The organism is Curtobacterium sp. MCSS17_008 (genome assembly GCF_003234185.1).
Lineage (GTDB): Bacteria > Actinomycetota > Actinomycetes > Actinomycetales > Microbacteriaceae > Curtobacterium.
This window is the reverse complement of the sequence record NZ_QKSM01000008.1, coordinates 1-26,631: the sequence shown is the minus strand read 5'-3', so window position 1 is coordinate 26,631 and position 26,631 is coordinate 1. Positions and strand designations below refer to the sequence as shown.

The 26,631-nt window shown below is 71.6% G+C and carries 22 protein-coding genes; 21 read left to right on the top strand and 1 reads right to left on the bottom strand.

The window, feature by feature from the left end:
- Window position 1: 1 nt before the first annotated feature.
- From DEJ23_RS09730 to DEJ23_RS09635, 20 genes are all read left to right on the top strand, one after another.
- A complete protein-coding gene (locus DEJ23_RS09730; RefSeq protein ID WP_111240161.1) occupies window positions 2–1,627 on the top strand; it encodes a Mur ligase family protein in 1,626 nt (541 codons plus the stop codon).
- The gene (murF, locus tag DEJ23_RS09725) at window positions 1,624–3,135 is read left to right on the top strand and encodes a UDP-N-acetylmuramoyl-tripeptide--D-alanyl-D-alanine ligase (RefSeq protein WP_111240075.1); all 1,512 of its coding nucleotides are present in this window, start codon (window positions 1,624–1,626) and stop codon (window positions 3,133–3,135) included. The genes DEJ23_RS09730 and murF overlap by 4 nt, the downstream gene beginning before the upstream one ends.
- Complete coding sequence (gene mraY, locus DEJ23_RS09720; RefSeq protein WP_111240074.1) at window positions 3,132–4,235, top strand: phospho-N-acetylmuramoyl-pentapeptide-transferase; 1,104 nt, start codon at window positions 3,132–3,134, stop codon at window positions 4,233–4,235. The genes murF and mraY overlap by 4 nt, the downstream gene beginning before the upstream one ends.
- Entirely contained in the window at window positions 4,192–5,754 is a 1,563-nt protein-coding gene (gene murD, locus DEJ23_RS09715) for a UDP-N-acetylmuramoyl-L-alanine--D-glutamate ligase (RefSeq protein WP_111240073.1), read from the top strand. The genes mraY and murD overlap by 44 nt, the downstream gene beginning before the upstream one ends.
- Window positions 5,723–6,982 (top strand): putative lipid II flippase FtsW, encoded by a 1,260-nt coding sequence (gene ftsW / locus DEJ23_RS09710; RefSeq protein ID WP_111240072.1) that lies wholly within the window; start codon window positions 5,723–5,725, stop codon window positions 6,980–6,982. The genes murD and ftsW overlap by 32 nt, the downstream gene beginning before the upstream one ends.
- Complete coding sequence (gene murG / locus DEJ23_RS09705) at window positions 6,979–8,082, top strand: undecaprenyldiphospho-muramoylpentapeptide beta-N-acetylglucosaminyltransferase (protein WP_111240071.1); 1,104 nt, start codon at window positions 6,979–6,981, stop codon at window positions 8,080–8,082. Before ftsW ends, murG begins: the two co-directional genes overlap by 4 nt.
- Window positions 8,079–9,497, top strand: coding sequence for a UDP-N-acetylmuramate--L-alanine ligase (gene murC / locus DEJ23_RS09700; protein WP_111240070.1), 1,419 nt, complete (start codon window positions 8,079–8,081; stop codon window positions 9,495–9,497). Before murG ends, murC begins: the two co-directional genes overlap by 4 nt.
- The gene (locus DEJ23_RS09695) at window positions 9,494–10,786 is read left to right on the top strand and encodes an FtsQ-type POTRA domain-containing protein (protein WP_111240069.1); all 1,293 of its coding nucleotides are present in this window, start codon (window positions 9,494–9,496) and stop codon (window positions 10,784–10,786) included. Before murC ends, DEJ23_RS09695 begins: the two co-directional genes overlap by 4 nt.
- Window positions 10,787–10,945: 159 nt before the next feature.
- On the top strand, window positions 10,946–12,109 hold the full coding sequence (gene ftsZ, locus DEJ23_RS09690; RefSeq protein ID WP_111240068.1) for a cell division protein FtsZ: 1,164 nt from the start codon (window positions 10,946–10,948) through the stop codon (window positions 12,107–12,109).
- Between the two features lie 7 nt (window positions 12,110–12,116).
- Window positions 12,117–12,836, top strand: a complete 720-nt coding sequence (locus DEJ23_RS09685; protein WP_111240067.1) for a YggS family pyridoxal phosphate-dependent enzyme — start codon at window positions 12,117–12,119, stop codon at window positions 12,834–12,836.
- Between the two features lie 43 nt (window positions 12,837–12,879).
- Window positions 12,880–13,452 (top strand): cell division protein SepF, encoded by a 573-nt coding sequence (locus DEJ23_RS09680; protein ID WP_111240066.1) that lies wholly within the window; start codon window positions 12,880–12,882, stop codon window positions 13,450–13,452.
- A gap of 73 nt (window positions 13,453–13,525) precedes the next feature.
- Window positions 13,526–13,822: a YggT family protein gene (locus DEJ23_RS09675; protein ID WP_111240065.1), complete on the top strand. Its 297-nt coding sequence runs from the start codon at window positions 13,526–13,528 to the stop codon at window positions 13,820–13,822.
- A gap of 183 nt (window positions 13,823–14,005) precedes the next feature.
- The gene (locus tag DEJ23_RS09670; protein WP_181429205.1) at window positions 14,006–14,698 is read left to right on the top strand and encodes a DivIVA domain-containing protein; all 693 of its coding nucleotides are present in this window, start codon (window positions 14,006–14,008) and stop codon (window positions 14,696–14,698) included.
- A 2-nt stretch (window positions 14,699–14,700) separates the two neighbouring features.
- Window positions 14,701–15,396: a signal peptidase II gene (gene lspA / locus DEJ23_RS09665; RefSeq protein WP_258375416.1), complete on the top strand. Its 696-nt coding sequence runs from the start codon at window positions 14,701–14,703 to the stop codon at window positions 15,394–15,396.
- Complete coding sequence (locus DEJ23_RS09660) at window positions 15,393–16,322, top strand: RluA family pseudouridine synthase (protein ID WP_111240063.1); 930 nt, start codon at window positions 15,393–15,395, stop codon at window positions 16,320–16,322. The genes lspA and DEJ23_RS09660 overlap by 4 nt, the downstream gene beginning before the upstream one ends.
- A 489-nt stretch (window positions 16,323–16,811) precedes the next feature.
- Window positions 16,812–20,294, top strand: a complete 3,483-nt coding sequence (gene dnaE / locus DEJ23_RS09655) for a DNA polymerase III subunit alpha (RefSeq protein ID WP_375342271.1) — start codon at window positions 16,812–16,814, stop codon at window positions 20,292–20,294.
- Window positions 20,295–20,301: 7 nt separating this feature from the next.
- A complete protein-coding gene (locus DEJ23_RS09650; RefSeq protein ID WP_111240061.1) occupies window positions 20,302–21,126 on the top strand; it encodes a hypothetical protein in 825 nt (274 codons plus the stop codon).
- Window positions 21,126–22,436 (top strand): histidinol dehydrogenase, encoded by a 1,311-nt coding sequence (gene hisD / locus DEJ23_RS09645; protein WP_111240060.1) that lies wholly within the window; start codon window positions 21,126–21,128, stop codon window positions 22,434–22,436. Before DEJ23_RS09650 ends, hisD begins: the two co-directional genes overlap by 1 nt.
- Before the next feature lie 83 nt (window positions 22,437–22,519).
- Entirely contained in the window at window positions 22,520–23,017 is a 498-nt protein-coding gene (nrdR, locus tag DEJ23_RS09640; protein WP_111240059.1) for a transcriptional regulator NrdR, read from the top strand.
- Window positions 23,014–24,090: a quinone-dependent dihydroorotate dehydrogenase gene (locus tag DEJ23_RS09635; protein ID WP_111240058.1), complete on the top strand. Its 1,077-nt coding sequence runs from the start codon at window positions 23,014–23,016 to the stop codon at window positions 24,088–24,090. The genes nrdR and DEJ23_RS09635 overlap by 4 nt, the downstream gene beginning before the upstream one ends.
- A 360-nt stretch (window positions 24,091–24,450) precedes the next feature.
- Here the strand turns inward: DEJ23_RS09635 and DEJ23_RS09630 are convergent, their stop codons facing one another.
- Entirely contained in the window at window positions 24,451–25,026 is a 576-nt protein-coding gene (locus DEJ23_RS09630) for a DUF3043 domain-containing protein (RefSeq protein ID WP_111240057.1), read from the bottom strand.
- 51 nt (window positions 25,027–25,077) lie between these two features.
- On the opposite strand from DEJ23_RS09630, the gene DEJ23_RS09625 reads away from it, so the two are divergent.
- Window positions 25,078–26,523, top strand: coding sequence for a dipeptidase (locus tag DEJ23_RS09625; RefSeq protein WP_111240056.1), 1,446 nt, complete (start codon window positions 25,078–25,080; stop codon window positions 26,521–26,523).
- Window positions 26,524–26,631: the final 108 nt, after the last annotated feature.

The window sequence follows — 26,631 nt, the reverse complement described above, 5'->3', positions numbered from 1 at the left end:
CTTGTCCGCACGGATCCCCCCGGTCCTCCGACCCGAACACCCGACCCCGAGGAGTGTGGCCGAACTCGCGAACGCCTTCGGCATGCGCGTCGTCGGCACGGTCGACGCCGTCGAGACGACGGGCGTCACGCTGAGTGCTGCCGAGGTGCAGCCCGGTGACCTGTTCGTCGGCGTGCACGGCGCGAACCGACACGGCGCGCAGTTCGCCGCCGAGGCCGCCGAGCGCGGTGCCGTCGCGGTGTTGACCGACGCGGACGGCGTCGCCCTCGCCGAACCCTCTGGCCTCGCGGTGCTCGTGGTCGAGGACCCGCGAGCCGCCCTCGGCGACGTCTCGGCGTGGGTCTACCGCACGCACCCGGACGAGGCCACCGACCTCCCGCAGCTCTTCGCGACGACCGGCACGAACGGCAAGACGAGCACGTCCTACATCCTCGAGGGCATCCTCAAGCAGCTCGGCCTGGTCACCGGCCTGAGCTCGACCGCGGAGCGTCACATCGGGTCGCTCAGCGTGACGAGCCGCCTGACCACGCCCGAGGCGAGCGAGATGCACGCGCTCCTGGCCCGCATGCGCGAGGCCGAGGTCCGTGCCGTCGCGGTCGAGGTGAGCGCCCAGGCCCTCAGCCGCCACCGCGTCGACGGGATCGTCTTCGACGTCGCCGGGTTCACGAACCTGTCGCACGACCACCTCGACGACTACGCCGACATGGAGGAGTACTACCAGGCGAAGCTCCCGCTGTTCCAGCCCGAGCACGCCCGACGCGGCGTCGTCTCGCTGGACACCGACTGGGGTCACCGCGTGGTGCAGGACTCCCGCATCCCCGTCACGACCATCACGGTGCACCCCGACGTCGAGGCCGAGTGGCACGTCGACATCGTCGAGGCGCACGCCGCCTACACCGAGTTCCGTCTGGCCGGACCGGAGGGCCGCGAGCTCACGACGCGTGTGCCGCTGATCGGCTGGCACATGGCCGCGAACGCCGCGCTCGCGATCGTCATGCTGGTCGAGGGCGGCTTCGAACTCGGCGCCATCGCGCAGGCGCTCGAGTCCGGCCACCGCCGGTACGCCGACGAGACCGACGAGCAGCGCCTCAGCGCCATCGAGTGCTACCTGCCCGGCCGGACCGAGCGCGTGTCCGGGGACCGCGGCCCGAGCGTCTACGTCGACTTCGGCCACAGCGCCGACGCCTTCGAGAACACCCTCGCCGCCGTGCGGCAGTTCACGCCGGGGAAGGTCCTCATGCTCTTCGGCGCCGACGGCGACCGCGACAAGACCAAGCGCGGCGACATGGCCCGCGTTGCGGCGGCGGGGAGCGACATCCTCGTCATCACCGACCACCACCCCCGCTTCGAGGACGCCGCGAGCATCCGGAAGACCCTGGTCGACGCCGCGCGCGAGGCGTACCCGGACCACGAGACGTACGAGGTCAGCCCGCCCGAGGCCGCGATCCGCAAGGCCGTGAGCCTGCTCGGCGAGGGGGACTCGATCCTCTGGGCCGGCCCCGGGCACCAGGACTACCGCGACATCGCCGGCGTCCGCACGCCGTACTCGGCCCGCGACGAGGCCCGACAGGCCCTGCGCGAGGCCGGCTGGGAGCCGAACTCCGGTCCGGCGGAGGAGATCCGATGATCGCCCTGACCCTCGCCGAGATCGCCACCGCGATCGGCGGCGAGCTCGTCGGCGGTGCGCCCGAGCAGATCGTCGACGGCAGCGTCGAGACCGACTCCCGCCTGGTCGGCCCCGGCAGCGTGTTCTTCGCGCTCCTCGGCGAGGAGACCGACGGCCACCGCTTCGTCCCGGACGCAGCCGGGGCCGGTGCCGCCCTGGTCGTGACCGAGCGCGCCGTCGACCTGCCCGAGGGCTCCGACACCGAGGGCACCGGCACCGCGCAGATCGTCGTCGCCGACGGGTACGCGGCCCTCGCCGCGCTCGCGCACGAGGTCGTCTCGCGCGTCCGCGCCTCGAGCGCCACCCGCGTCGACGAGCACGGCCGCCCGGCGCCGCTGCGGGTGGTCGGCATCACCGGCTCGAACGGCAAGACGAGCACGAAGAACATGCTCCGCACGATCCTCGAGCAGCACGGCGCGACCGTCGCGCCGCAGGGGTCGTTCAACAACCACGTCGGCGCCCCGGTGTCGATGCTCCGGATCACGCACGACACCCGCTTCCTCGTGGTCGAGATGGGCGCGAGCGGCACGGGGCACATCGCCAAGCTCGTGTCGATCGCCGAACCGGACGTCGGCGTCGTCCTCAAGGTCGGGCTCGCGCACGCCGGCGAGTTCGGCGGCATCGAGGCGACGCAGCGCGCGAAGTCGGAGATGGTCACCGACCTGCCCGCCACCGCGACCGCGCTGCTCAACGTGGACGACGACCGGGTCGCGTCCATGCGCGCGATCACCGACGCGACCGTCGTCGGATTCGGCACGTCCGCCGGTGCGGACTACCGCATCGCCGGTGTCGAGACCGACCGCAGCGGGACGCGCTTCACGCTCACCGCGCCTCCCGTCTTGGACGAGGCCGCCGCGGACCACGTGGGAGGCACGTCCCCGGTCCCCGAAACCGTCGACGTCCGCCTCGCCATCCTCGGCGAGCACCACGCCATGAACGCCTCGGCCGCGCTCACCGTGGCCCACCTCTGGGGCATCCCGCTCGCCGCCGGCGCCGAGGCGCTCGCGTCGATGACGCGTGCCGAGCGCTGGCGCATGGAGCTCCTCCAGGGCGGCCCGGAGGGCGTCACCGTCATCAACGACGCCTACAACGCCTCGCCCGACTCGATGGCGGCCGCGCTCCGCACCCTCGCGCAGATCGTGCGCCCGGGGGAGCGCTCCGTCGCCGTGCTCGGCGAGATGGCGGAGCTCGGGGAGTTCTCGACGGAGGAGCACGACCGCATCGGCCGGCTCGTCGTCCGTCTCGGGATCGGACAGCTCGTGGTCGTCGGACCCGGTGCCGCGCCGATCCACCAGGCCGCCACCCTCGAGGGGTCGTGGGACGGCGAGTCCGTGTACATCGAGGACGTCGACGACGCCGTCCACGCCCTGCAGGAGATGGTCCGCCCCGGCGACGTCGTCCTCGTCAAGTCCTCGAAGTCCGCCGAACTGCGATTCCTCGGCGACCGCCTCGGAGGTGTCACCGAATGATCGCGCTCCTCGTCGCCGGCGCCGTGGCGCTGGTGTTCACACTGCTGCTCACACCGCTGTTCATCAAGCTGTTCCACCGTCTCGGGTGGGGACAGTTCATCCGTGACGACGGACCGCAGTCGCACCACACCAAGCGCGGCACGGCGACGATGGGCGGCATCGTCCTCATCATCGGCGCGGTGCTCGGGTACTTCGTCGGACACCTGGTCGGCCGCGACTCGGTGACGCTCTCCGGACTGCTCGTGCTCTTCCTCATGGTCGGGCTCGGCTTCGTCGGCTTCATCGACGACTTCCTCAAGGTGCGTCGGCAGCGCAGCCTCGGGCTCGGCGGGTGGGCGAAGGTGCTCGGGCAGGTCATCGTCGGGGTGGTCTTCGCCACGATCGCGCTCGTCGTGCCGACCGGCAACGGGAAGCCCCCGGCATCGACCATGATCTCGGCGATCCGGGACGTCCCGTGGCTCGACTTCATGGTGCTCGGCACCGTCATCGGCACGATCCTGTACCTCGCGTGGATCGTCCTGCTCACCGTGTCGACGTCGAACGGCGTCAACGTCGCGGACGGCCTCGACGGCCTCGCCACCGGCTCGAGCATCCTGGCGATCGGCTCGTACGTCGTCATCGGCTTCTGGCAGTCGAACCAGATCTGCGGCGGCGTCCGCCTCGACGAGAGCACCGCGCACGCCTGCTACAGCACGTCGGACCCGCTCGACCTGGCGGTCGTCGCGGCGGCGGTCTGCGGTGGCCTGATCGGCTTCCTCTGGTACAACACCTCGCCGGCGCAGATCTTCCTCGGCGACACCGGCTCGCTCGGGCTGGGCGGCGCGCTGGCCGGTCTCGCGATCCTCAGCCGCACGGAGCTGCTGCTCATCCTGATCGGCGGCCTGTTCTTCATCGTCACCGGCTCGGTCATCCTGCAGCGGGCCTACTTCAAGATCACCCACGGCAAGCGCATCTTCCGGATGAGTCCGCTGCACCACCACTTCGAGCTGAAGGGGTGGGCCGAGGTGACCGTCGTCGTCCGGTTCTGGATCATCGCGGGACTGTGCGTCGCGGCCGGTGTCGGACTCTTCTACCTGGAATGGATCGCCCGTGTCGGCTGACGCCCGCCTCGCAGGACTCGACAGCTGGTACGCCGAGGGCTGGAAGGGGCTGCGGGTCGCCGTGCTCGGCCTCGGCTCCACCGGCTTCTCCGTGGCCGACACGCTCGTCGAGCTCGGCAGCGACGTGGCGGTCTACGCACCTGACGGCGCCGACGGCACCGTCGAGCTCCTGGACGTCATCGGGGCGCGGTTCGTGCGCACCCCGCTCGACACGGTGCCCTCGGCGCTCGAGGCGCAGGCCCCGGACGTCGTCGTCGTGTCGCCCGGTCTCCCGCCGCACAACCCGACCGTGCAGTGGGCGACCGCGAACAGCACGGTGTGGGGCGACGTCGAGCTCGCCTGGCGTGTGCGCGACAAGGTCGTGCGCGGGCCGATCGCCGCGCCGTGGGTGACCATCACGGGCACGAACGGCAAGACCACCACCACGCAGCTGACGACCGCGATGTTCGCCGCCGCCGGTCTGCGGGCGGTGGCATGCGGGAACATCGGGGTGCCGGTGCTCGACGTCGTGCGTGACCCGGAGGGCTTCGACGTCCTGGTCGTGGAGCTCTCCAGCCACCAGCTGCACTACATGCCGACGGCGGGCGACGGCGCCGTGGTGCCGCTCGCGAGCACCTGCCTGAACATCGCGGACGACCACCTCGAGTGGCACGGCTCGGCCGAGGCCTACCGTGCCGCGAAGGCGAAGGTCTACGAGCGCACCGTGATGGCGTGCGTGTACAACACCGCGGACGAGGCCACCCGCCGCATGGTCGAGCAGGCCGACGTCGTGGAGGGCTGCCGTGCCGTCGGGTTCACTCCCGGCGTACCGGCTCCCGGTGACGTCGGGGTCGTCGACGACGTGCTGTGCGACCGGGCCTTCACCGAGGACCGCCGGAACAGCGCGCTCGAGCTCGCGACCGTCGCCGACCTCGAGACCGCCGGGCTCGCGAGCCCGCACATGACCATGAACGTGCTCGCCGCCGCCGCCCTCGCCCGGGCCGCAGCGGTCGAGCCCGCCCACATCCGCGCCGCGGTGCAGGGCTTCCGTGCCGACCACCACCGCACCGAGCACGTCGCGACGGCGGACGGCATCGCCTGGGTCGACGACTCGAAGGCCACGAACCCGCACGCGGCGACCGCGTCCCTGTCGTCCTTCGGCACCGTGGTCTGGATCGTCGGCGGCCAGTTCAAGGGCGTCGACATCGACGGCCTCGTCGAGCGCTTCGGCCCGGACGCCCGTGCCGTCGTCGTGATCGGTACGGACCGGACCCCCGTGCTCGAGGCATTCGCACGACACGCGCCCGCGGTGCCGGTCCTGCAGGTCGAGGCGACGGACACTGATCAGGTCATGCCCGAGGCGGTCCGGCATGCCGCATCGGTCGCGCGACCGGGCGACACGGTCCTCCTCGCCCCGGCCGCGGCGTCGTTCGACCAGTTCGGCTCCTACGCAGACCGGGGGCGTCGATTCGCGGCGGCGGTCCACGAGCACCTGGGAGGCACAGCCGATGGCGACCACGGATCTCCCGAGCGGCCGTAGCGGCAGCCGCACGACGGGCAGCACTCCGCACGCCGACGCACCCCACCGGGGTCGCGGCGCCGTCGTCGCGGTGAAGAACCTCTTCGTCGCGGAGTCGAGCACCTTCTACACGATCCTCGGTGTGACGCTGTTCCTGGTCGTCTTCGGCGTCGTCATGGTGCTGTCCTCGTCGAGCGTCGAGCAGTACGCGGCGACGCACGACTTCTTCGGCGCCGCGTCGCGCCAGGGGCTGTACGCCGTCCTCGGTGTGCCGCTCATGCTCGTCGCGAGCCGCGTCCCCGCCCGGATGTGGCGGAAGTGGGCGATGCGGATCCTCTTCGCGGCACTCGTCCTGCAGCTGCTCGTGTTCACCCCGCTCGGCCTCGACATCCAGGGCAACCGGAACTGGATCGAGCTCGGCTCCTTCACCGCGCAGCCGTCCGAGGTCGTGAAGCTCGGACTCGCGCTCGGCATCGGCGCCATCCTGCACGTCAAGCGCGACAAGCTCGACGACTGGAAGGAGGTCTTCGTCCCGGTCGGCATCGCATCGGTCCTCGCACTCGGGTTCGTGGTCCTCGGCGGCGACCAGGGAACCGCGATGATCATGGTCATCCTCGTGTTCGGTGCGCTCTACGTGGGCGGAGCCCGCGCGCGGCACCTGCTCGTGGGCATCGTGGCGATGCTCGTGGTGCTGCCCTTCGTCACGATGGCGTCGTCGTCCCGCCAGTACCGCATCAACGCCTGGCTCTCCGGCTGCACCGACTCGAACCAGTACCAGGACCTCTGCTGGCAGCCCGTGCACGGCATGTGGGCGCTGGCGTCCGGCGGTGTGTTCGGCGTCGGACTCGGCAACTCGAAGGCCAAGTGGTCGTGGCTGCCGGAAGCCGACAACGACTACATCTTCGCGATCATCGGCGAGGAGCTCGGACTGATCGGCGCCGTCGTCGTCCTTGCCCTGTTCGTCGTCCTCGCCGTGAGCATGGTCAAGGTCGTCCGGCAGTCCACCGACCCCTTCGTCCGCACCGTCACCGGGGCGATCATGGCGTGGATCATCGGGCAGGCGCTCGTCAACATCGCCGTGGTCCTGGGCCTGCTCCCGGTCCTCGGCGTCCCGTTGCCCCTCATCTCGGCGGGCGGGTCGGCGCTCATCATGACCCTCGTGGCGATCGGGGTCGTGCTGTCCTTCGCCCGCGACCTGCCCGGGAAGAACGGCCAGGTCCCCGCACCACAGAACGGAGTGCTCCGGTGAGCACGTACCTCTTCGCCGGCGGCGGTACCGCCGGCCACGTCAACCCGCTGCTCGCGGTCGCCGACCGCCTGACCGAGCGCGACCCGGACGCGCGCGTGCTCGTCCTCGGGACGGCGGAGGGACTCGAGGCGCGACTCGTCCCGATGCGCGGCTACGAGCTGTTGACCATCCCGCGTCTGCCGTTCCCGCGACGGCTCGACGCCCGCGCACTCCGGTTCCCGGGCGGCTTCCTCGGAGCGGTCCGGCGGACCGAGCAGTTGATCCGTGAGCACGACGTCGAGGTCGTCCTCGGTGTCGGCGGCTACGCGGCCGCGCCGGCCTACATCGCTGCGAAGCGCACCGGTACGCCGATCGTCGTGCACGAGCAGAACGCCAAGCCCGGCCTGGCCAACCGCCTCGCCGCGTTCCTGACCCGGCACGTCGGCGTCACGTTCTCGAACACGCGCCTGCGTCACGGTCGCGTCGTCGGCATGCCGCTCCGCCGGGAGATCGAGACGCTCGACCGGCGGGCCGCCCGCGCCGAGGGACTCGCGGAGTTCGGCCTCGACCCGGAGCGCCCGGTCCTGCTCGTCACCGGCGGGTCGTCGGGTGCGCGGAGCATCAACACGACGGTGAACCGCTCGGCCACGGCGCTCGTCGACGCCGGATGGCAGGTCCTGCACGTCGTCGGCGGCAAGTCGGACATCGGCCCGAGCGACCTCGACGGCTACCACGTGCTGCCCTACTGCGACCGCATGGACCTGGCCTACGCGGCGTCCGACTTCGTCGTCTCGCGATCGGGTGCCGGCATGGTGTGCGAGCTGACCGCGGTCGGGCTGCCGAGCGTGCTGGTGCCCTACCCGGTGGGCAACGGCGAGCAGCGGTACAACGCGAAGGACGTCGTCGACGCCGGGGGAGCGGTCCTGGTGGACGACGGGGAATTCACCGAGGAGTGGGTGACGTTCCAGCTGCTCGGGATCCTGCGGGACCGGGCTCGGATCGCCGACATGGCGGTGCGGGCGGGCAGCGTCGGACACCGCGACGGCGCGGACCGCATGACGGCCCTCGTCCGCGACGCCTCGAAGCGCCCGAGCACCAGCACCACCACGGAGGAACGATGACCATCAAGCCGGACCTGACCCAGCCGATCCCGGACGACCTCGGCACGGTCCACTTCGTCGGCATCGGCGGCTCCGGCATGAGCGGCATCGCCCGGATGTTCCTGGCCGCAGGTCACCGCGTCACCGGCAGTGACTCCCGCGAGACCGCGACGACCGGCACGATGCGCGCGCTCGGCGCCGAGGTGCACATCGGCCACGACGCAGGGAACCTCGGCGCCGCCGACACCGTCGTCGTGACGAGCGCGCTCTGGCCCGACAACCCCGAGCTCCTGGAGGCCCGGCGACGCGGTCTGCCGGTCCTGCACCGGTCGCAGGCCCTCGCCGCGCTCATCGCGGAGCACCGCCTGGTCGCGGTGGCCGGAGCGCACGGCAAGACCACCTCGACGGGCATGATCGTCACCGCACTGGTCGAGCTCGGCCTCGACCCGAGCTTCGTCAACGGCGGCGTCATCCAGTCCCTCGGGACGAGCTCGGCGCCGGGCAGCAGCGACCTGTTCGTCGTCGAGGCCGACGAGTCGGACGGCTCGTTCCTGCTCTACGACGTCGCCGTCGCCCTCATCACCAACGTCGACGCCGACCACCTCGACCACTACGGCAGCGAGGAGGCGTTCATCGACGCCTTCGTCGAGTTCGCCGGCAAGGCGAGCGAGCGCATCGTCGTCTCGAGTGACGACGCGGGCGCGAAGCGCGTCACCGCGGGTGTCCGGGCGCGGCAGGACGCGCCGGAGGTCGTCACCTTCGGCGAGGCCGCGGACGCCGACGTGCGCATCGAGCGCATCGTCGAGGCCGCCAGCGTCGAGGTCGACCTCCGCGCCGCCGGCGAGACCCACCACCTGACCCTGCGCGTTCCCGGTCGGCACAACGCCGTCAACGCGGTCGGCGCGTTCGCTGTCCTCACCGCCCTCGGTGTCGCACCCGAGGACGCGATCCGTGGCATCGAGGCGTTCGGTGGGACGGAGCGTCGGTTCGAGCTGCACGGCGTCGAGCGCGGCGTGTCGGTGTACGACGACTACGCGCACCACCCCACCGAGGTCGCCGCCGCCCTGCGCGCGGCCCGCAACGTCGTCGGCGACGGGCGGATCATCGCGATCCACCAGCCCCACCTGTACTCGCGCACCCGGCTGATGGCCGGTGACTTCGCCAAGGTGTACGAGGAGCTCGCCGACCACACGGTGGTGCTCGACGTCTACGGCGCCCGCGAGGACCCGGAGCCCGGTGTCACGGGCGCCCTGGTGCAGGAGCGCTTCGCGGACCAGTCGCACGTCGAGTTCCTGCCAGACTGGGACGACGCCGCGGCGCGAGCCGCCGAGGTCGCCCGTGACGGCGACATCATCATGACGCTGAGCTGCGGCGACGTGTACCGGATCATCCCGCAGGTCCTCGGCGCCCTGCACGACGGGACGCGCGCGCGGTGAAGCGTCCCGAGGGCTTCGACGGGCGTCCGGAGGAACCGGACGCCCCGGCCGACGGTGCCCGGGCGCCGCGGCAACGTCGCGGCCCGGTCGTCCCGCGGCGGTCGCCGCGCGGCTCGACGGTGGACGGCCGGGAGGCTCGACCCGCCCCCGGTACGCCGGCTCAATCCGAGGAACCCGTCACCTCGTCCGACGCCGGATTGTCCGGTGCGTCGGGTCGCCGGGACCGCGCCGGCGCATTCGCCAGCGCGGCCGGGCGTCGTCTCGGCGCCGGCTTCTCGTCGGTCGCCGAGCGTCTCCGCGAGTACCAGCAGGACGACGACCGGCCTGCCGACGACAGAGGCGCCGATCACCGCACCGGCGAGGACGGGCACGCCCTCGACGCGTCGGCCGTCAGCGGCGCCGCGACCGGCCCCGCCGCGACCGTGACGGACGTCATCGACCCCGTCGCACCGCCCGCTCCCGACCGGCACGAGCACGCGGCGCCGCTCGGTGCCGGCGTCCGTGCGGCGGAGACCGCCCGCGAGGCCCGCGTGGCGAAGCGCCGCCGCAGGTCGCTCGAGCGCGCCGAGGTCCGGCGCTTCACCCGCCGTGCGCGGCACCGTCGTGCTGCCTGGATCACGGCGGCGACCGTCGTCGTGGTGTTCGGCGCTTCGATCCTCGTCGCCGTGTACTCGCCGCTGATGGCGCTGCGGACGATCGAGGTCCGCGGGACGGAACGGGTCGACGCGACGGCGCTGCGCCAGGCGCTCTCCGACCAGGTCGGGACCCCGCTCGCGCGGCTCGACCTCGACGAGGTGAAGCGGGACATCGCCGGCTTCCCCCTCATCGAGAGCTACGTGACCGAGGAGCTCCCGCCGCACACCCTCGTCGTGACGGTCACCGAGCGGACGCCGGTCGTCGCGGTGCGGTCGGGATCGTCGTACGACCTGGTCGATCCTGCCGGCATCGTGGTGCAGTCCTCACCGAAGCGTCCCGAGGGGGTGCCGGTCGCCGACGTCGCCCGTGCGAAGCTCGGCTCGTCGGTGTTCCGGACCATGACCGAGGTCGTCCTCTCGCTGCCCTCGACGGTCCGGCGCCAGGTCACCGACGTCCGCGCCAGCACGGCCGACGACGTCACGCTCACGCTCGACGACGGCTCGACCGTGGTGTGGGGGAGCCCCGACGCGTCGGACGCCAAGGCAGCACTGCTCGCCGCGCTCGTGGCGGACCACGCGTCTCGGGACCCGGACCGCAAGGTCGAGTTCGACGTCTCGGCGCCCGACAACGGGATCATCCGCGCGAAGGACTGACCTCCCGAGCGCGATCTGCCCGACCTGATCGGCGACACGCGGCGTGGCGGGGCGACAGCGTGCGGAGCGCACCCGTAGCTTCGGGGGAGCACCACATCTACCAGCATTGCCCCTGAACTTCAAGTAGAGGTTGAGGGTTCAACCGGAGGCCCGACTGACGTGACCACGAACCACAACTACCTCGCCGTCATCAAGGTCGTCGGTGTCGGCGGCGGCGGCGTGAACGCCGTGAACCGCATGATCGAGCTCGGCCTGCGCGGCGTCGAGTTCATCGCGATCAACACCGACGCACAGGCACTGCTGCTCAGCGATGCCGACGTCAAGCTCGACGTCGGCCGCGAGATCACGCGCGGCCTCGGCGCCGGCGCGGACCCCGAGGTCGGCCGCCGCGCGGCCGAGGACCACGCCGAGGAGATCGAGGAGGCCCTCGCGGGTGCCGACATGGTCTTCGTCACCGCCGGTGAGGGCGGCGGCACGGGCACGGGTGGTGCCCCCGTGGTCGCCCGCATCGCGAAGTCGATCGGTGCGCTCACCATCGGTGTCGTCACGAAGCCGTTCAGCTTCGAGGGCAAGCGCCGGCAGTCCCAGGCCGAGAACGGCGTCGCCTCCCTCAAGGACGAGGTCGACACCCTCATCGTCGTGCCGAACGACCGCCTGCTCGAGATCAGCGACCGCGGCATCTCGATGGTCGAGGCCTTCGCGACCGCCGACCAGGTCCTGCTCGCCGGCGTCCAGGGCATCACCGACCTCATCACCACCCCGGGCCTCATCAACCTCGACTTCGCCGACGTGAAGTCCGTCATGCAGGGCGCCGGTTCGGCGCTCATGGGCATCGGCTCGTCCCGCGGAGCGGACCGGGCGATCAAGGCGGCCGAGCTCGCCGTGGCGTCGCCGCTGCTCGAGGCCTCGATCGACGGTGCGCACGGCGTGCTGCTCTCGATCCAGGGCGGGTCGAACCTCGGCATCTTCGAGATCAACGACGCCGCCCGCCTGGTGCAGGAGGCCGTCCACCCCGAAGCGAACATCATCTTCGGTGCGGTCATCGACGACACCCTCGGCGACGAGGTCCGCGTCACCGTCATCGCCGCGGGCTTCGACGGCGGCGAGCCGAGCTCGCAGCAGAAGGAGCGTCGCTCGAGCTGGGTCGACCCGGAGTCCGGCGTGTCCGCCTCGGCGGCGACCGCCGGCACCGGTGCGATCGAGGACACGGCGACCAGTACGCCGTCGTGGGCATCGCAGGAGCACGAGGCCCCCGTGCGTCGTGCCGCCGACCCGGCGTTCGACGACGACGACGAGCTCGACGTCCCCGACTTCCTCAAGTAGGACGCCGTTGGCAGCCGACACGCGCCTCCCGTCCGTCGACCCTGACGGACCGGAGGCGCGTCTCGCGTCCGTCAGGTCGGGCATCGCCGACGCGGCGCGAGCCGCTGGGCGGTCGAGCGACGAGCTCACGCTCGTCGTCGTGACGAAGTACCACCCGGCCTCCCTCGTCCGCGAACTCGCCGCCCTCGGCGTCACCGACGTGGGGGAGAACCGGCACCAGGAGGCGCAGGCCAAGGCTGCCGAGCTCGCCGACCTCGGCCTGACGTGGCACTTCGTCGGCCAGCTGCAGTCCAAGAAGGCACGACAAGCACGTCGGTACGCGCACGTCGTCCAGTCGCTCGACCGTGGCTCCGTGGTCGACGCCTTCGCGCCCACCGAGACCGAGCCCGAGCCACGGGTGATCGACGGGTTCGTGCAGGTCAACCTCACCGACGACCCCGGACGCGGTGGGGTGCAGCCGGACGACGTCGACGCCATGGTCGAGCGTGTCCTGGCGACCGGGACCATCCGGCTCCGCGGGGTGATGGCGGTCGCGCCGCTCGACGAGGAACCCCGGCGAGCGTTCGCCCGTCTGCGCGCGATCTCGTCACGCGTGGTCGCGATCGCCCCGCACGCCGCCGACATCTCCGCCGGGATGAGCGGCGACTACGCCGAGGCGATCGCCGAGGGCGCGACACACCTCCGCATCGGGAGCGCAATCACGGGAAACCGGCCGCTCGCGCCCTAGCCTCGTTGCAGGGCATCCACGAGCACCGACCTCCGGAGGAACCATGGCCAACCCGCTCAAGAAGACGATGGTCTACCTCGGCCTCGCCGACGAGGAACTGTACGAGGACGAGCAGCAGCAGGCCCCGGCGCCCACGCGCCAGGCCGCCGCTCCGGCTGCCGCGCCAGCCGCCACCGCGGGGCCCGAGACGCCCGCTGCAGCCGCACCGGCCGCACCTGCTCCGGCGGCGGCACCCGTCGAGCCCAAGACGCACACCCACCAGCGCGGCGCCCAGGTCACCCCGCTCCGCCGCTCGCACACGACCGCACAGAAGGCGACCCCGGTCCAGGAAATGAACGAGATCCTCACCGTCCACCCGCGCGAGTACAAGGACGCCCAGTCCATCGCCGAGAGCTTCCGCGACGGCATCCCCGTCATCATCAACCTCTCGCAGATGACCGAGTCGGACGCCCGCCGCATGATCGACTTCGCGTCGGGCCTGTCGCTCGGCCTGTACGGCAAGATCGAGCGCGTGACGAACAAGGTCTTCCTGCTCTCACCCGCCCACGTCGCGGTGAGCGGTGAGCCCGCTGAGGTAGAGTCCGACATCGAGGCGTCCTTCTTCGCCCAGTCCTGAGCCGTCCCCCGGTTCACCCCGCCCCGTGCGGTCGCCGTGACGGCGGACGCACCCGAGCCGAGCGAGCCCCATCGTGTCACTGGTCTTCGGGATCCTCTCCTTCGCCCTCCTGCTCTACTTCTTCGTGATGTGGGGCCGGTTCGCGTTCGACATCGTGCAGGCGTACAACCGCACCTGGCGCCCCCGTGGCGCGATGCTCGTCGTCGCCGACGTGGTCTACACCCTGACCGACCCGCCGATCCGGTTCGTCCGACGCCTGCTCCCGCCGCTCCGGCTCGGGCCGGTGGCGCTCGACTTCGGCTGGACGATCGTCATGCTCGTGGTGATCATCCTCCGGGTCGTCGTCGGCGCGCTCGCCCGCTCCTTCTGACCACCGTCGGGCCGCGACACGCGCCACGCCACGGCGAGGTCGCCGTTCCGCACCGGCCCCGGTGTACGGTGGTCGGGATCGATGTCCGCCCCGGCGGGCATCCGCACCGCTCGACGCGGCTGGTACATTCGGTCGCGACGCAAGTGGTTCCACACGTTCAGCAGTTCTATTGAGGTGACGGCAATGGCTTTGACGCCGGAAGACGTAGTCAACAAGCGGTTCCAGCCGACGAAGTTCCGCGAGGGCTACGACCAGGACGAGGTCGACGACTTCCTGGACGAGGTCGTCGTCGAGCTCCGCCGCCTGACGGCCGAGAACGACGAGCTCCGCCAGCGCCTGCAGGCCGCCGAGTCGGCGCCGAAGCCGGCCGCCGGCGAGCAGCCCGCGGAGCAGTCGGCACCGGCCGCCGAGCCCGAGCCGGCCCCCGTCGCCGCCGCTCCGGAGCCCGCGCCGGTCGCCGCCGCGGCCCCGGCCCCCTCGACCGTGCCGGCCGACGAGGACACCGAGGGCACCACGAACCTGCTCACGCTGGCCCGCCGCCTGCACGAGGAGCACGTCCGCGAGGGCATCGAGAAGCGCGACGCCCTCATCGCCGAGGGCACCGCGCAGGCCGCCCGCCTGGTCTCCGAGGCCGAGGCGAAGCAGCGCCAGATCATCGCCGACACCGAGAACACCAACCGACAGCGCGTCGCGGTGCTCGAGCAGGAGCAGCGCCAGCTCGAGGGCAAGATCGACGAGCTCCGCACCTTCGAGCGCGACTACCGTGCGCAGCTCAAGAGCTACATCCAGGGTCAGCTCGCCGAGCTCGACGGGTCGGGCTCCGAGCAGTCCGGCCTCACCCCGGCGCCGGCGTCGGCGCAGGGCTTCGGCAACTGACGTTGGTCCGACCAGCACCATCGGCGAAGGTCAGTGTCCGCGCGATCGCGGCACTGGCCTTCGCCGCTGTCATCGTGGTGGCGCTCGACCAGGGCGTGAAAGCCCTCGTCGTCGCGAACCTGCCCTACGGCCAGCCCGTCGCGGTCCTCGGCGACGCCCTGCAGCTGTTCTACGTCCGGAACCCCGGCGCCGCGTTCTCGTTCGCGGTGAACATGACCTGGGTGTTCTCGATCGTCTCGACGGCCGTCGTCGTCGGCATCATCGTCTTCGCCCGGCGCATCCGGTCGATGTGGTGGGCGATCGTGCTCGGCATGCTCCTCGGCGGAGCGCTGGGCAACCTGCTCGACCGGCTGTTCCGCGAGCCCGGGTTCGGGCGCGGACACGTCGTCGACTTCATTTCGACCCCGTGGATGATGCCCGCGATCTACAACATCGCCGACTCCTTCATCTGCGTCAGCATGGTGGTGTTCGTCCTCCTGGTGATCCTCGGGGTGAACCTCGACGGCACCCGGGCGCTCTCGGCGAAGCAGCAGCGCGCAGCCGACGCCGCCGCTGCCCGCGCGGAGGCCGGTCCGGCCGAGTCGACGGTGTCCACCGACCAGGCGGAGGCGAGTCGTGCCTCCCGTCCGGTCACCATCGAGTCCGATCCCCGCGCGCCGCGTGACGGTCGCGACGTCCTCGGGCACGACGCGACGTGAGCGAGCAACGTTCCCTGCCCGTCCCCGACGGGCTCGCCGGTGAGCGCGTCGACGCGGCCATCGCGAAGCTCCTCGGGTTCTCCCGATCCTTCGCCGCCGAGGTCGTCGCAGCGGGCGGCGTCCGGGTCGACGGCGTCGAGGTCGGCAAGTCCGACCGGCTGCACGCCGACTCCTGGCTCGAGGTCGAGTGGTCGCCGAAGGAACCGCCGCGCATCGTGCCGGTCGAGGTCCCCGGCATGCGGATCGTGCACGACGACGAGGACATCGTGGTCGTCGACAAGCCCGTCGGCGTCGCCGCGCACCCCTCGCCCGGGTGGGACGGACCGACCGTGCCCGGCGGGCTCGCGGCCGCGGGCTTCACGATCGCGACCTCCGGGGCGGCCGAGCGCGCGGGCATCGTGCACCGGCTCGACGTCGGCACCTCGGGCCTGATGGTCGTCGCGAAGACTGAGCTCGCCTACACGCACCTCAAGCGTGCGTTCAAGGAGCGCACGGTCGAGAAGGTGTACCACGCTCTCGCGCAGGGGCACCCGGACCCGACCTCGGGCACGATCGACGCCCCCATCGGCCGACACCCGTCGAGCGACTGGAAGTTCGCGGTCACCGCCGACGGCAAGCCGAGCGTGACGCACTACGAGACCCTCGAGGCCTTCCGCGCGGCGACCCTGCTCGAGGTGCACCTGGAGACGGGGCGCACCCACCAGATCCGCGTGCACATGGCGGCGACGAAGCACCCCCTCGTCGGTGACACGACGTACGGCGCCGATCCGGTGCTCGCGAACGAGCTCGGCCTGACGCGGCAGTGGCTCGATGCCGTCCGGCTCGCGTTCGAGCACCCGCGCACGGGGGAGTGGGTGTCCTACTCGGCGGACTACCCCGAGGACCTGCAGACGGCACTGGAGCGCATCCGCGCGGCCTCCGCGTAGGCGGCAGCGGGCCGGGAGGCGCGGCGTCGGCGCGGGCCTCTTCTGGTCGCACGACCCGCCGCCGGCGGTCGTACCGGTCGCGCAACACGCCGGCCGTCGGAGAAGTGAGCGGCAGGTCCTGCGACCTGAGCTGACCGGCCGTCGAGCGCTGCGCGCTGCGAGCCAGCCGGGAGGCGCGTGGCGGCGCCTCCACGTGCCTCCCTGCCGGCGGGTCGTCGGGTCCGCCGCCCGTACGCGAGCGGGCAGTGTCCGTCCCGGTTCGCGGCCCCTGCCGACGGGTTCCGCCCGCTCGGCGCGATGCGTGCGGCGTGTCCGGCCCGCCCGCGCGACCGCGCTGCCGGACGCCGCTCGGCACCGGCGCCGGACACGCGGAGGACGTCGGTGCCGACGGTTAGGCTTGTCCCGCCCCGAAGCCGTCCCCGTCGTCCCGGAGGTCCCGTGTCGGATTCCGACTCCTTCGTCCACCTGCACGTGCACAGCGAGTACTCGATGCTCGACGGCGCCGCCAGGCTGAACGACCTGGTCGCCGAGACCGCCGCGCAGGGCATGCCCGCCGTCGCGGTCACGGACCACGGAAACATGTTCGGCGCGTTCGAGTTCTGGAAGGCCGCGAAGGCCGGCGGCGTGAAGCCGATCATCGGGACCGAGGCGTACATCACGCCCCGCACCCACCGCTCGGACAAGACGCGCGTGCGCTGGGGCGACGGCGGCGGTGACGACGTGTCCGGTTCCGGCGCCTACACGCACATGACGATGTTCGCCGAGAACACGACGGGCATGCACAACCTGTTCCGCCTGTCGAGCCGAGCGTCGATCGAGGGGTACTACTTCAAGCCCCGCATGGACATCGAGCTCCTCGACCAGTACCACGAGGGGATCATCGCCACGACGGGCTGCCCCTCGGGTGAGATTCAGACGCGTCTGCGCCTCGGCCAGTACGACGAGGCGCTGCAGGCCGCGGCCGACTACCGCGACATCTTCGGCAAGGACAACTACTTCGCCGAGGTCATGGACCACGGGCTCGAGATCGAGCGCCGCGTCATCGAGGACGTCGTCCGCATCTCGAAGGACCTCGGCATCCCGCTCGTCGGCACGAACGACCTGCACTACACGCACTCGCACGACGCCAAGTCGCACGCGGCGCTCCTCTGCGTGCAGTCCGGGTCGACGCTCAACGACCCGAACCGCTTCAAGTTCGACGCGGACGAGTTCTACCTCAAGACGCCGCAGCAGATGCGGCACGTCTTCCGGGACCACCCCGAGGCCTGCGACAACACGCTCCTCATCGCGGAGCGCTGCAACGTCGAATTCGACACCGCGGCGAACTACATGCCGAAGTTCCCGGTGCCCGAGGGCGAGACCGAGCACTCGTGGTTCGAGAAGGAGGTCGCGAAGGGGCTGCAGTACCGGTACCCGGACGGCATCTCGCGCGAGGTCCAGGAGCGCGCCGACTACGAGGTCGGGATCATCAACCAGATGGGCTTCCCGGGGTACTTCCTGGTCGTCGCCGACTTCATCAACTGGTCGAAGAACAACGGCATCCGGGTCGGACCCGGCCGCGGCTCCGGCGCCGGCTCGATGGTGGCGTACGCCATGCGCATCACCGACCTCGACCCGATCCGGCACGGTCTGATCTTCGAGCGGTTCCTCAACCCGGACCGCGTGTCGATGCCCGACTTCGACGTCGACTTCGACGACCGGCGCCGCGGTGAGGCGATCAAGTACGTCACCGAGAAGTACGGGTCGGAGCGTGTCGCGCAGATCGTCACCTACGGCACCATCAAGGCGAAGCAGGCGCTGAAGGACTCATCGCGTGTCCTCGGCTTCCCGTTCGGCATGGGCGAGAAGCTCACGAAGGCCATGCCGCCGCCCGTCATGGGCAAGGACATCCCGCTGACCGGCATCTTCGACAAGGACCACCCGCGCTACAAGGAGGCGGTCGACGTCCGCACGGTCGTCGAGACCGACCCCGAGGCGAAGACGGTCTTCGACACCGCCCTCGGGCTCGAGGGGCTGAAGCGCCAGTGGGGTGTGCACGCGGCCGGCGTGATCATGTCGAGCGAGCCGCTCATCGACATCATCCCGGTGATGAAGCGCGAGCAGGACGGCCAGATCGTCACGCAGTTCGACTACCCCGCTGCGGAGTCGCTCGGCCTGATCAAGATGGACTTCCTGGGCCTGCGGAACCTGACGATCATCAGCGACGCCCTGGACAACATCAAGACGAACCGGGGGATCGAGCTCGACCTCGAGACCATGGGGCTCGAGGACGAGGCGGCGTACCAGCTGCTGCAGCGCGGTGACACGCTCGGTGTCTTCCAACTCGACGGCGGCCCGATGCGCGGGCTGCTCCGGCTCATGAAGCCGGACAACTTCGAGGACATCTCCGCGCTCATCGCCCTGTACCGTCCGGGGCCGATGGGTGCGAACTCGCACACGAACTACGCGCTCCGCAAGAACGGCGAGCAGCCGATCACCCCGATCCACCCGGAGCTCGCCGAGCCCCTCGCCGACATCCTGGACCAGACCTACGGTCTGATCATCTACCAGGAGCAGGTCATGGCGATCGCGCAGAAGGTGGCGGGCTTCTCGCTCGGACAGGCGGACATCCTCCGTCGTGCGATGGGCAAGAAGAAGAAGTCGGAGCTCGACAAGCAGTACGCCGGCTTCGAGAAGGGCATGCAGGACAACGGCTACTCGGCCGCTGCCATCAAGACCCTCTGGGACATCCTGCTGCCGTTCTCCGACTACGCGTTCAACAAGGCGCACTCGGCGGCCTACGGCGTGGTGTCGTTCTGGACGGCGTACCTCAAGGCGCACTACCCTGCCGAGTACATGGCGGCGCTGCTGACCAGCGTCGGCGACGCCCGCGACAAGCTCGCGCTGTACCTCAACGAGTGCCGCCGCATGGGCATCCGCGTGATGCCGCCGGACGTCAACGAGTCGATCGGGTTCTTCGCGGCCGTCGGCGACGACATCCGCTTCGGCATGGGCGCGATCCGCAACGTCGGGTTCAACGTCGTCGACGACATCGTCGCGGCTCGCACCGAGAAGGGGCCGTTCGAGTCGTTCCACGACTTCCTGCGGAAGATCCCGATCTCGTCGGCGAACAAGCGCACGGTGGAGTCGCTCATCAAGGCCGGTGCCTTCGACGAGTTCGGCGACACCCGACGCGCGCTCGTCGAGATCCACGAGGGCGCCGTCGAGAGCGCGGTCAAGGTCAAGCGCGACGAGGCGAACGGCAACGTCGGCTTCGACTTCGACTCGCTCTTCGCCGAGGTCGCCGAGGAACAGCCGGCCGCCGCACCCGTGTCGCAGGTGCCGGACCGGCCCGAGTGGGCCAAGCGCGACAAGCTCGCGTTCGAGCGGGACATGCTCGGGCTCTACGTGTCCGACCACCCGCTCGCCGGGCTCGAGATCGAGCTGGCCAAGCACCAGTCGATCACGATCGCGGACCTCATCGCCGCCGACGACTCCGTGGAGGGCGAGACGGTCACGGTCGCGGGGCTCCTGACGAGCGTGCAGCACCGGGTCGCGAAGTCGAGCGGCAACCCGTACGGCATCGTGCAGATCGAGGACTTCGGCGGCGAGATCGGCGTGATGTTCCTCGGCAAGACGTACCAGGAGTTCGGGCCGTCGCTCGTGGCGGACTCGATCGTGGTGCTGCGTGGCCGGGTCAACGTGCGCGACGACGGCAAGGCGCTGCACGCGGTGAGCATGTTCCAGCCGAACGTCGGCGACGCCATGGGGTCCGGTCCGCTGACGCTGTCGGTGCCCGAGCGGCAGGCGACGACGGAGATCGTCACCGAGCTCGCTGCGGTGCTCGGTCGGCACAGCGGTGAGACCGAGGTGCGGCTGCGCCTGCTCAAGGACTCGGTCGCACGGACCTTCGAGCTGCCGTTCCCGGTGAGCCTGACGCCCGACCTGTTCGGTGAGCTGAAGAGCCTGCTCGGCCCGCGCTGCCTGGTCTAGGAACCCGATGTCCACCTCCGGCGCACCGTGGCCCTCGGCTGCGGTGCTCCGGACGTTCGGGGCAGCAGGACGGCGGCCGGAGCGGCTGCCCGGTGGACGCGGGAGCACGTGGCGCGCCGGAGCGGTCGTCCTGCGCCCGCACGGCGACCCCCGGGAGGCGCGGTGGCGGTCCGACGTGCTCGCCCGCCTCGAGCACACGGTCGGGTTCCGCACACCGCGGCCGGTCCCCACGCTCGACGGCGGGTGGACGGCCGACGGCTGGGAGGCCTGGACGTGGTGCGCCGGCGAGACCGCCCCGGAGCGCGTCGAGGACGTGATACGTGCCGGTGCGGCCTTCCACCGCGCCGTGGCGGGGCTCCGACGTCCTGCATTCCTCGACACGGTGGACGACGCGTGGAGTCGGGCTGACCGCGCCGTGTGGGGGACCGGCTCGATGCCGTCGGGCCCGACGCTCGACCGGCTCACCGCCGCGTTCCGGCCCGTCCGGTCGCCGTCGCAGCTGGTGCACCGCGACCTGCTCGGCAACGTGCTGTTCGAGCCGGGCGAGCCGCCCGTCGTGTTCGACTGGGCGCCCTCCTGGCGGCCGGTCGGGTACGCCGCGGCGATCGCAGCCGTCGACGCGGTCTGCTGGCAGGGCGTCGAGGTCGAGCGGCTCGCGGCGCTCGGGGTCGTCGCAGACGAACCGGAGTGGTCGCAGGTGCTCGTGCGGGCACTGGCGTTCCGCGTCCTCACCCTGCAGTTGCTCGGTACGTGGGGCCCCGACCAGGCCCGGCACCACGGACCGGTCGTGGACGCACTCCTGTCCGGTGCCGCCGGTACGCTGGACGCCTGATGATGCAGCGAATCGACCTCCGCGGCGGCCTGCCCGCCCGTGCCGAACTCCTCCGCCTCATGCCGCGCGCCGTCGGTGACGTCTCCCACGCCGTCGATGCCGCCCGCGAGCTCGTGGACGCGGTGCGGCACCACGGGGCGTCGGCGCTGCGCGAGCAGGCAGAGCGCTTCGACGGGGGAGCGCCGGAGCACGTCCGCGTGCCCGCCGCCGAGATCGCCGCCGCCGTCGCCGGGCTCGCGCCGGCACTGCGCGAGGCGCTCGACGAGGCGATCCGCCGCGTCCGTGCCGCCAGCGCCGCGCAGGTACCCGTCGGCTCCGTCACCACCCTGGCGGACGGTGCCGAGGTCCACCAGCGGTGGCAGCCGATGCGCCGCGTCGGCCTCTACGTGCCCGGCGGCAAGGCCGTCTACCCGTCGAGCGTCGTCATGAACGTCGTCCCCGCGCAGGTCGCCGGCGTCGGCTCGATCGCCCTGGTGTCGCCGCCACAGCGCGACCACGGCGGCCGGGTCCACCCGACGATCCTGGCCGCGGCCGGACTGCTCGGCATCGACGAGGTCTACGCGATGGGCGGCGCCGGCGCGGTGGGCGCGCTCGCGTACGGGGTCGCCGAGATCGGCCTCGAGCCCGTCGACCTGGTCACCGGCCCGGGCAACAACTTCGTCGCGGCCGCGAAGCGCCTGGTGCGGGGTGTGGTCGGCATCGACTCCGAGGCCGGCGCGACCGAGATCCTCGTGATCGCCGACGACACCGCCGACCCCGGCTACGTCGCGGCCGACCTGGTGAGCCAGGCCGAGCACGACGAGCAGGCGGGCAGCGTCCTGGTGACCACGTCGGAGGCGTTCGCCGACGCGGTCGAGGCCGCCGTCCCGGAACGGGTGGCGGCGCTCGGGACCGCTGCGCGCCTCCAGACCGCGCTGGACGGTCCGCAGTCGGCCGTCGTGCTGGTGGACTCGCTGGCCGACGCCGCGACCGTGAGCAACGCCTACGGGCCGGAGCACCTGGAGATCCAGACCGCGGACGACGACGGCGTGCTCGCGGACATCGACGCGGCCGGGGCCGTGTTCGTCGGGCCGAGCACGCCGGTGAGCCTCGGCGACTACCTGGCCGGGTCGAACCACGTCCTGCCGACCGGCGGCCAGGCGCGGTTCGGGTCGGGCCTGTCGGCGTCCACGTTCCTGCGACCGCAGCAGGTCATCCGCTACACGCCCGGGGCGCTGGCCGAGGTCGCGCCGCACATCGTGGCGCTCGCCACCGAGGAGCAGCTGCCCGGGCATGCTGCTGCCGTGACGGAGCGGACGGGCCGCGCCTGAGCCGGTGGGCCCGGGGGGATCGCTCCACGGACCCGTCGCCTGAGCCCTGGGGTGGCGGCTGAGCCGATAGCCTTGGCTCCGACATGTTCTGCCCCTTCTGCCGCCACCCGGACTCCCGCGTCGTCGATTCCCGCACGAGCGACGACGGCACCTCGATCCGTCGCCGCCGCCAGTGCCCGAACTGCGGGCGCCGGTTCTCGACGACCGAGACCGCCTCGCTGAACGTCGTGAAGCGCAACGGCGTCACCGAGCCCTTCAGCCGCGACAAGATCGTCTCGGGGGTACGCAAGGCGTGCCAGGGGCGTCCGGTCACCGACGGCGACCTGGCCGTGCTGGCGCAGCGCGTCGAGGAGACCGTGCGCTCGTCGGGGTCGAGCCAGATCGACGCCAACGACATCGGCCTCGCGATCCTGCCGCCGCTCCGGGAGCTCGACGAGGTCGCGTTCCTCCGTTTCGCCAGCGTCTACCAGGCGTTCGACACCCTCGAGGACTTCGAGGAGGCGATCGCGCAACTCCGTCTCGACCACCATGCGGCAGAGGCTTCCGCATCCGGCGGTGCCGGCACGGGGGACCGGGCATGAGCGGGGTGGCGGAGCGGGTCGTCCGGAACGGCTACGCCGTCGTCTTCCGATCGGTCTTCGCCAACATGGATCCGGAGCGAGCGCACCACATCGCGTTCGCGGTGATCCGGGCGCTGCCGAAGGTGCCGTTCCTGAGTCGTGTGGTCGAGCGGTACTCGCGGCCGTCGGCAGCCGACGGCGTCACCACGATGGGGATCCACTTCCCGTCGCGGTTCGGGCTCGCGGCCGGGTTCGACAAGGACGCGAAGGGCATCGCCGGGCTCGGGCTGCTCGGCTTCGGCCACGTGGAGGTCGGCACGATCACCGCGAAGGCGCAGCCCGGCAACGAGAAGCCCCGGTTGTTCCGTCTCGTCCGCGACAAGGCGCTCGTCAACAGGATGGGCTTCAACAACCACGGCGCAGTCCGCGCCGCCCGCAGGTTGGAGCGTGCACGTCGCAACCCGGGCCGACCCGTCATCGGCGTCAACATCGGGAAGAGCCGCGTGGTCGCGGTCGAGGACGCCGTCGACGACTACCTCGAGTCGACCCGACTGCTGGCGCCGTTCGCCGACTACCTCGCCGTGAACGTCAGCTCGCCGAACACGCCGGGGCTCCGCGGTCTGCAGGAGCTCGACCAGCTCCGCCCGCTGCTGTCCGCCGTGCGCGACGCCGCGGTGCGCACCCCCGTGCTCGTCAAGATCGCGCCGGACCTGACGGACGAGCAGATCGACGCGATCGCCGGGCTCGCGGTCGACCTCGGGCTCGACGGCATCATCGCGAACAACACCACCATCGCCCGCACCGGACTCGAGACGCCCGCCGCCGAGGTCGAGGCGATGGGCGCTGGCGGGCTCTCCGGCGCGCCGATCGCGAGTCGTTCGCTCGAGGTCCTGCGCCGCGTCCGGGCGTCGGTGCCCGTTGACTTCTGCGTCATCGCGGTCGGGGGCGTCACGAGCGAGCAGGACGTGCAGGACCGGATCGACGCCGGTGCGACGCTCGTGCAGGGCTACACGGCGTTCCTCTACGAGGGGCCCACCTGGGCGACGCGGATCAACCGCCTGCGGCGTCGGCGCCTGCGGCACGCCGCTCGTTGACGCGTCGGGCCGATCGACGCGTCGGGCTCGTTGTCGAGTCGGGCTCGTTGTCGAGTCTGGCTCGTTGACGCGTCGGGCCCCGTTGACGCTTCGGCCGGGCGTGCGACGTCGCCGGGGTCCGGCTCATCGGGGCGCACGACTCGCCGCTCAGGACCGCCGCTGTTGCACGAACCGCCGCCGCTGTGTGGGGCGAGCGGCGTGTCGTGCGACCTGGGCGGACGGCTCCGCGCGTGTCCCGACCGACGGCCCGGGCCGGGATCCGACTCCGCCGGGTGGACCAAGCCTGCGGGGGAGCGCGGTGCGCCCGGGAACGACGAAGCGCCGCCCGGATCAACCGGACGGCGCTCTGCGGGAGGGGCGCTAGAGGGTCGGGTACTCCCCACGACGGACCTGCGGCTTCGGCAGGCGCAGGAAGCGCAGCTGCCACGCCCGGGTCAGGATGTAGAGGAACGTGCCGCGCTGCATCTCACCGAACTTCTTCGCGAGCTTCTTGCGCATCGACAGCCAGAGCACGATGCAGTCGAGCACGAACAGCGCCACGAACGCCCACACGAGCAGCAGCGAGTAGGACGCGAGCACCGTCTGCGCTGCCGCGAAGCCGACGATGAGGAAGAGCACGAGCACGGGCATCATGACCTCGCCCACGTTCCAGCGGGCGTCGATCCAGTCGCGCACGAACTTCCGCTGCTCGCCCTTGTCCTTGGCGGGCAGGTAGCGCTCCTCGCCGTTGGCCATGCCCACGCGGGCCTTCTCACGCTCGGCGTTGAGTCGCGCGCGGGCGGCCTTCTTGTCCTGCGGGCTGTTGCCGACGAGGGGACGACGGTTGGCGGCCTCGCGCTCGCGACGCGACGGCGTCGGCCGACCCTTCCCCGACTCGAGGAGTTCTTCCTCGGACGGGTTGACGGTCGTGTTGGTCTTGGGGGCTGCCTTCGCCACGGTGCGTTCCTGACTGCGGTTGCGTGCTGGATCTCCTCTAGATTACGGGACATGACCGACACCGACCAGCACAGCTCCGCGACCGACCCCGCGCTCCTCGATGCCCTCCGCGAACACGTGCAGGGAGGCCTGCCGACCACGATCGCGGACCTCTCCGCCCTGGTCCGGCTGCCGTCGGTGTCGTGGTCGGCCTTCGACCCCGCGCACGTGCAGGCCAGTGCCGAGGCGGTCGCCGACCTCGCCCGCTCGACCGGGGTGTTCGCCGACGACGCCGTCCGCATCGTGCGGTCCGCGGTCGAGGGCGAGACGGCCACGGCCCAGGCCGACGGTCGCGAGCTCGGGCAGCCGGCCGTCCTCGCCGTGCGTCCCGCGCGCAACGGCAAGCCGACCGTCATGCTCTACGCGCACCACGACGTGCAGCCCCAGGGCGACGACGCGCTGTGGGAGACCCCGCCCTTCGAGCCCACACTCCGCGGTGACCGCCTGTACGGCCGCGGCGCCTCGGACGACAAGGCCGGCGTGATGACCCACGTCGCCGCCCTCCGCGCCCTGCACGCGCAGTTCGGCGACGACCTCGACCTCGGTGTCGTGCTCTTCGTCGAGGGGGAGGAGGAGTTCGGCTCCCGCTCCTTCCGCACGTTCCTCCGTGAGCAGAAGGAGCACCTCGCCGCGGACGTCATCGTCGTGGCCGACAGCGACAACTGGTCGGCCGAGGTGCCGTCGATCACGGTGTCGCTCCGGGGCAACGTCACGTTCAGGGCCAGCCTGACCACGCTCGAGCACGCGAGCCACAGCGGCATGTTCGGCGGGGCCGCCCCGGACGCGATGATCCCGATGGTGCGCCTGCTCGCCTCGCTCCACGACGACGCGGGCTCCGTCGCCGTCGAGGGACTCACCGCGTACGACGCGGAGGTCCCCGAGCGCACCGACGCCGAGCTCGCCGCCGACGCCGCCCTGCTCCCGGGCGTGCAGCCCGTCGGCACCGGACCGGTCCTGTCCCGCATGTGGTTCCAGCCGTCGATCACCGTCACGGGCATGGACGTCCCGAGTGTCGCGAACGCGTCGAACACGCTGCTGCCGACGGTCGCCGCCCGCGTGTCCGTGCGTGTCGCCCCCGGGCAGTCCGCCACCGACGCGTACGCCGCCGTCGAGCGCCACCTGCGCGCCCACGTGCCGTTCGGCGCGCAGCTGGAGATCACCGAGGTCGACACCGGCGACGGGTTCCTGGTCGACACGGCCGGTTGGGCCGTGCAGGAGGCGCGGACCGCGATGCACGAGGGCTGGGGCAACCCCGCGGTCGAGCAGGGCATCGGTGGCTCGATCCCGTTCGTGTCCGACCTGGCCGCCGAGTTCCCCGAGGCCCAGATCCTGGTGACCGGTGTCGAGGACCCCGACACCCGCGCGCACAGCCCGAACGAGTCGCAGCACCTCGGCGTGCTGCACCGCGCGATCGCGTCCGAGGCGATCCTGCTCGCACGCCTGACGACGCGCGCCTGACGACGCGCGCCTGAAGGCGCGCGCCTGACGGCGCCACCAGCGCCCAGGTGACGGGAGGCCCGTGGCACGTCGCCACGGGCCTCCGGTCCTTCCCCCCCCCCCCCCCCC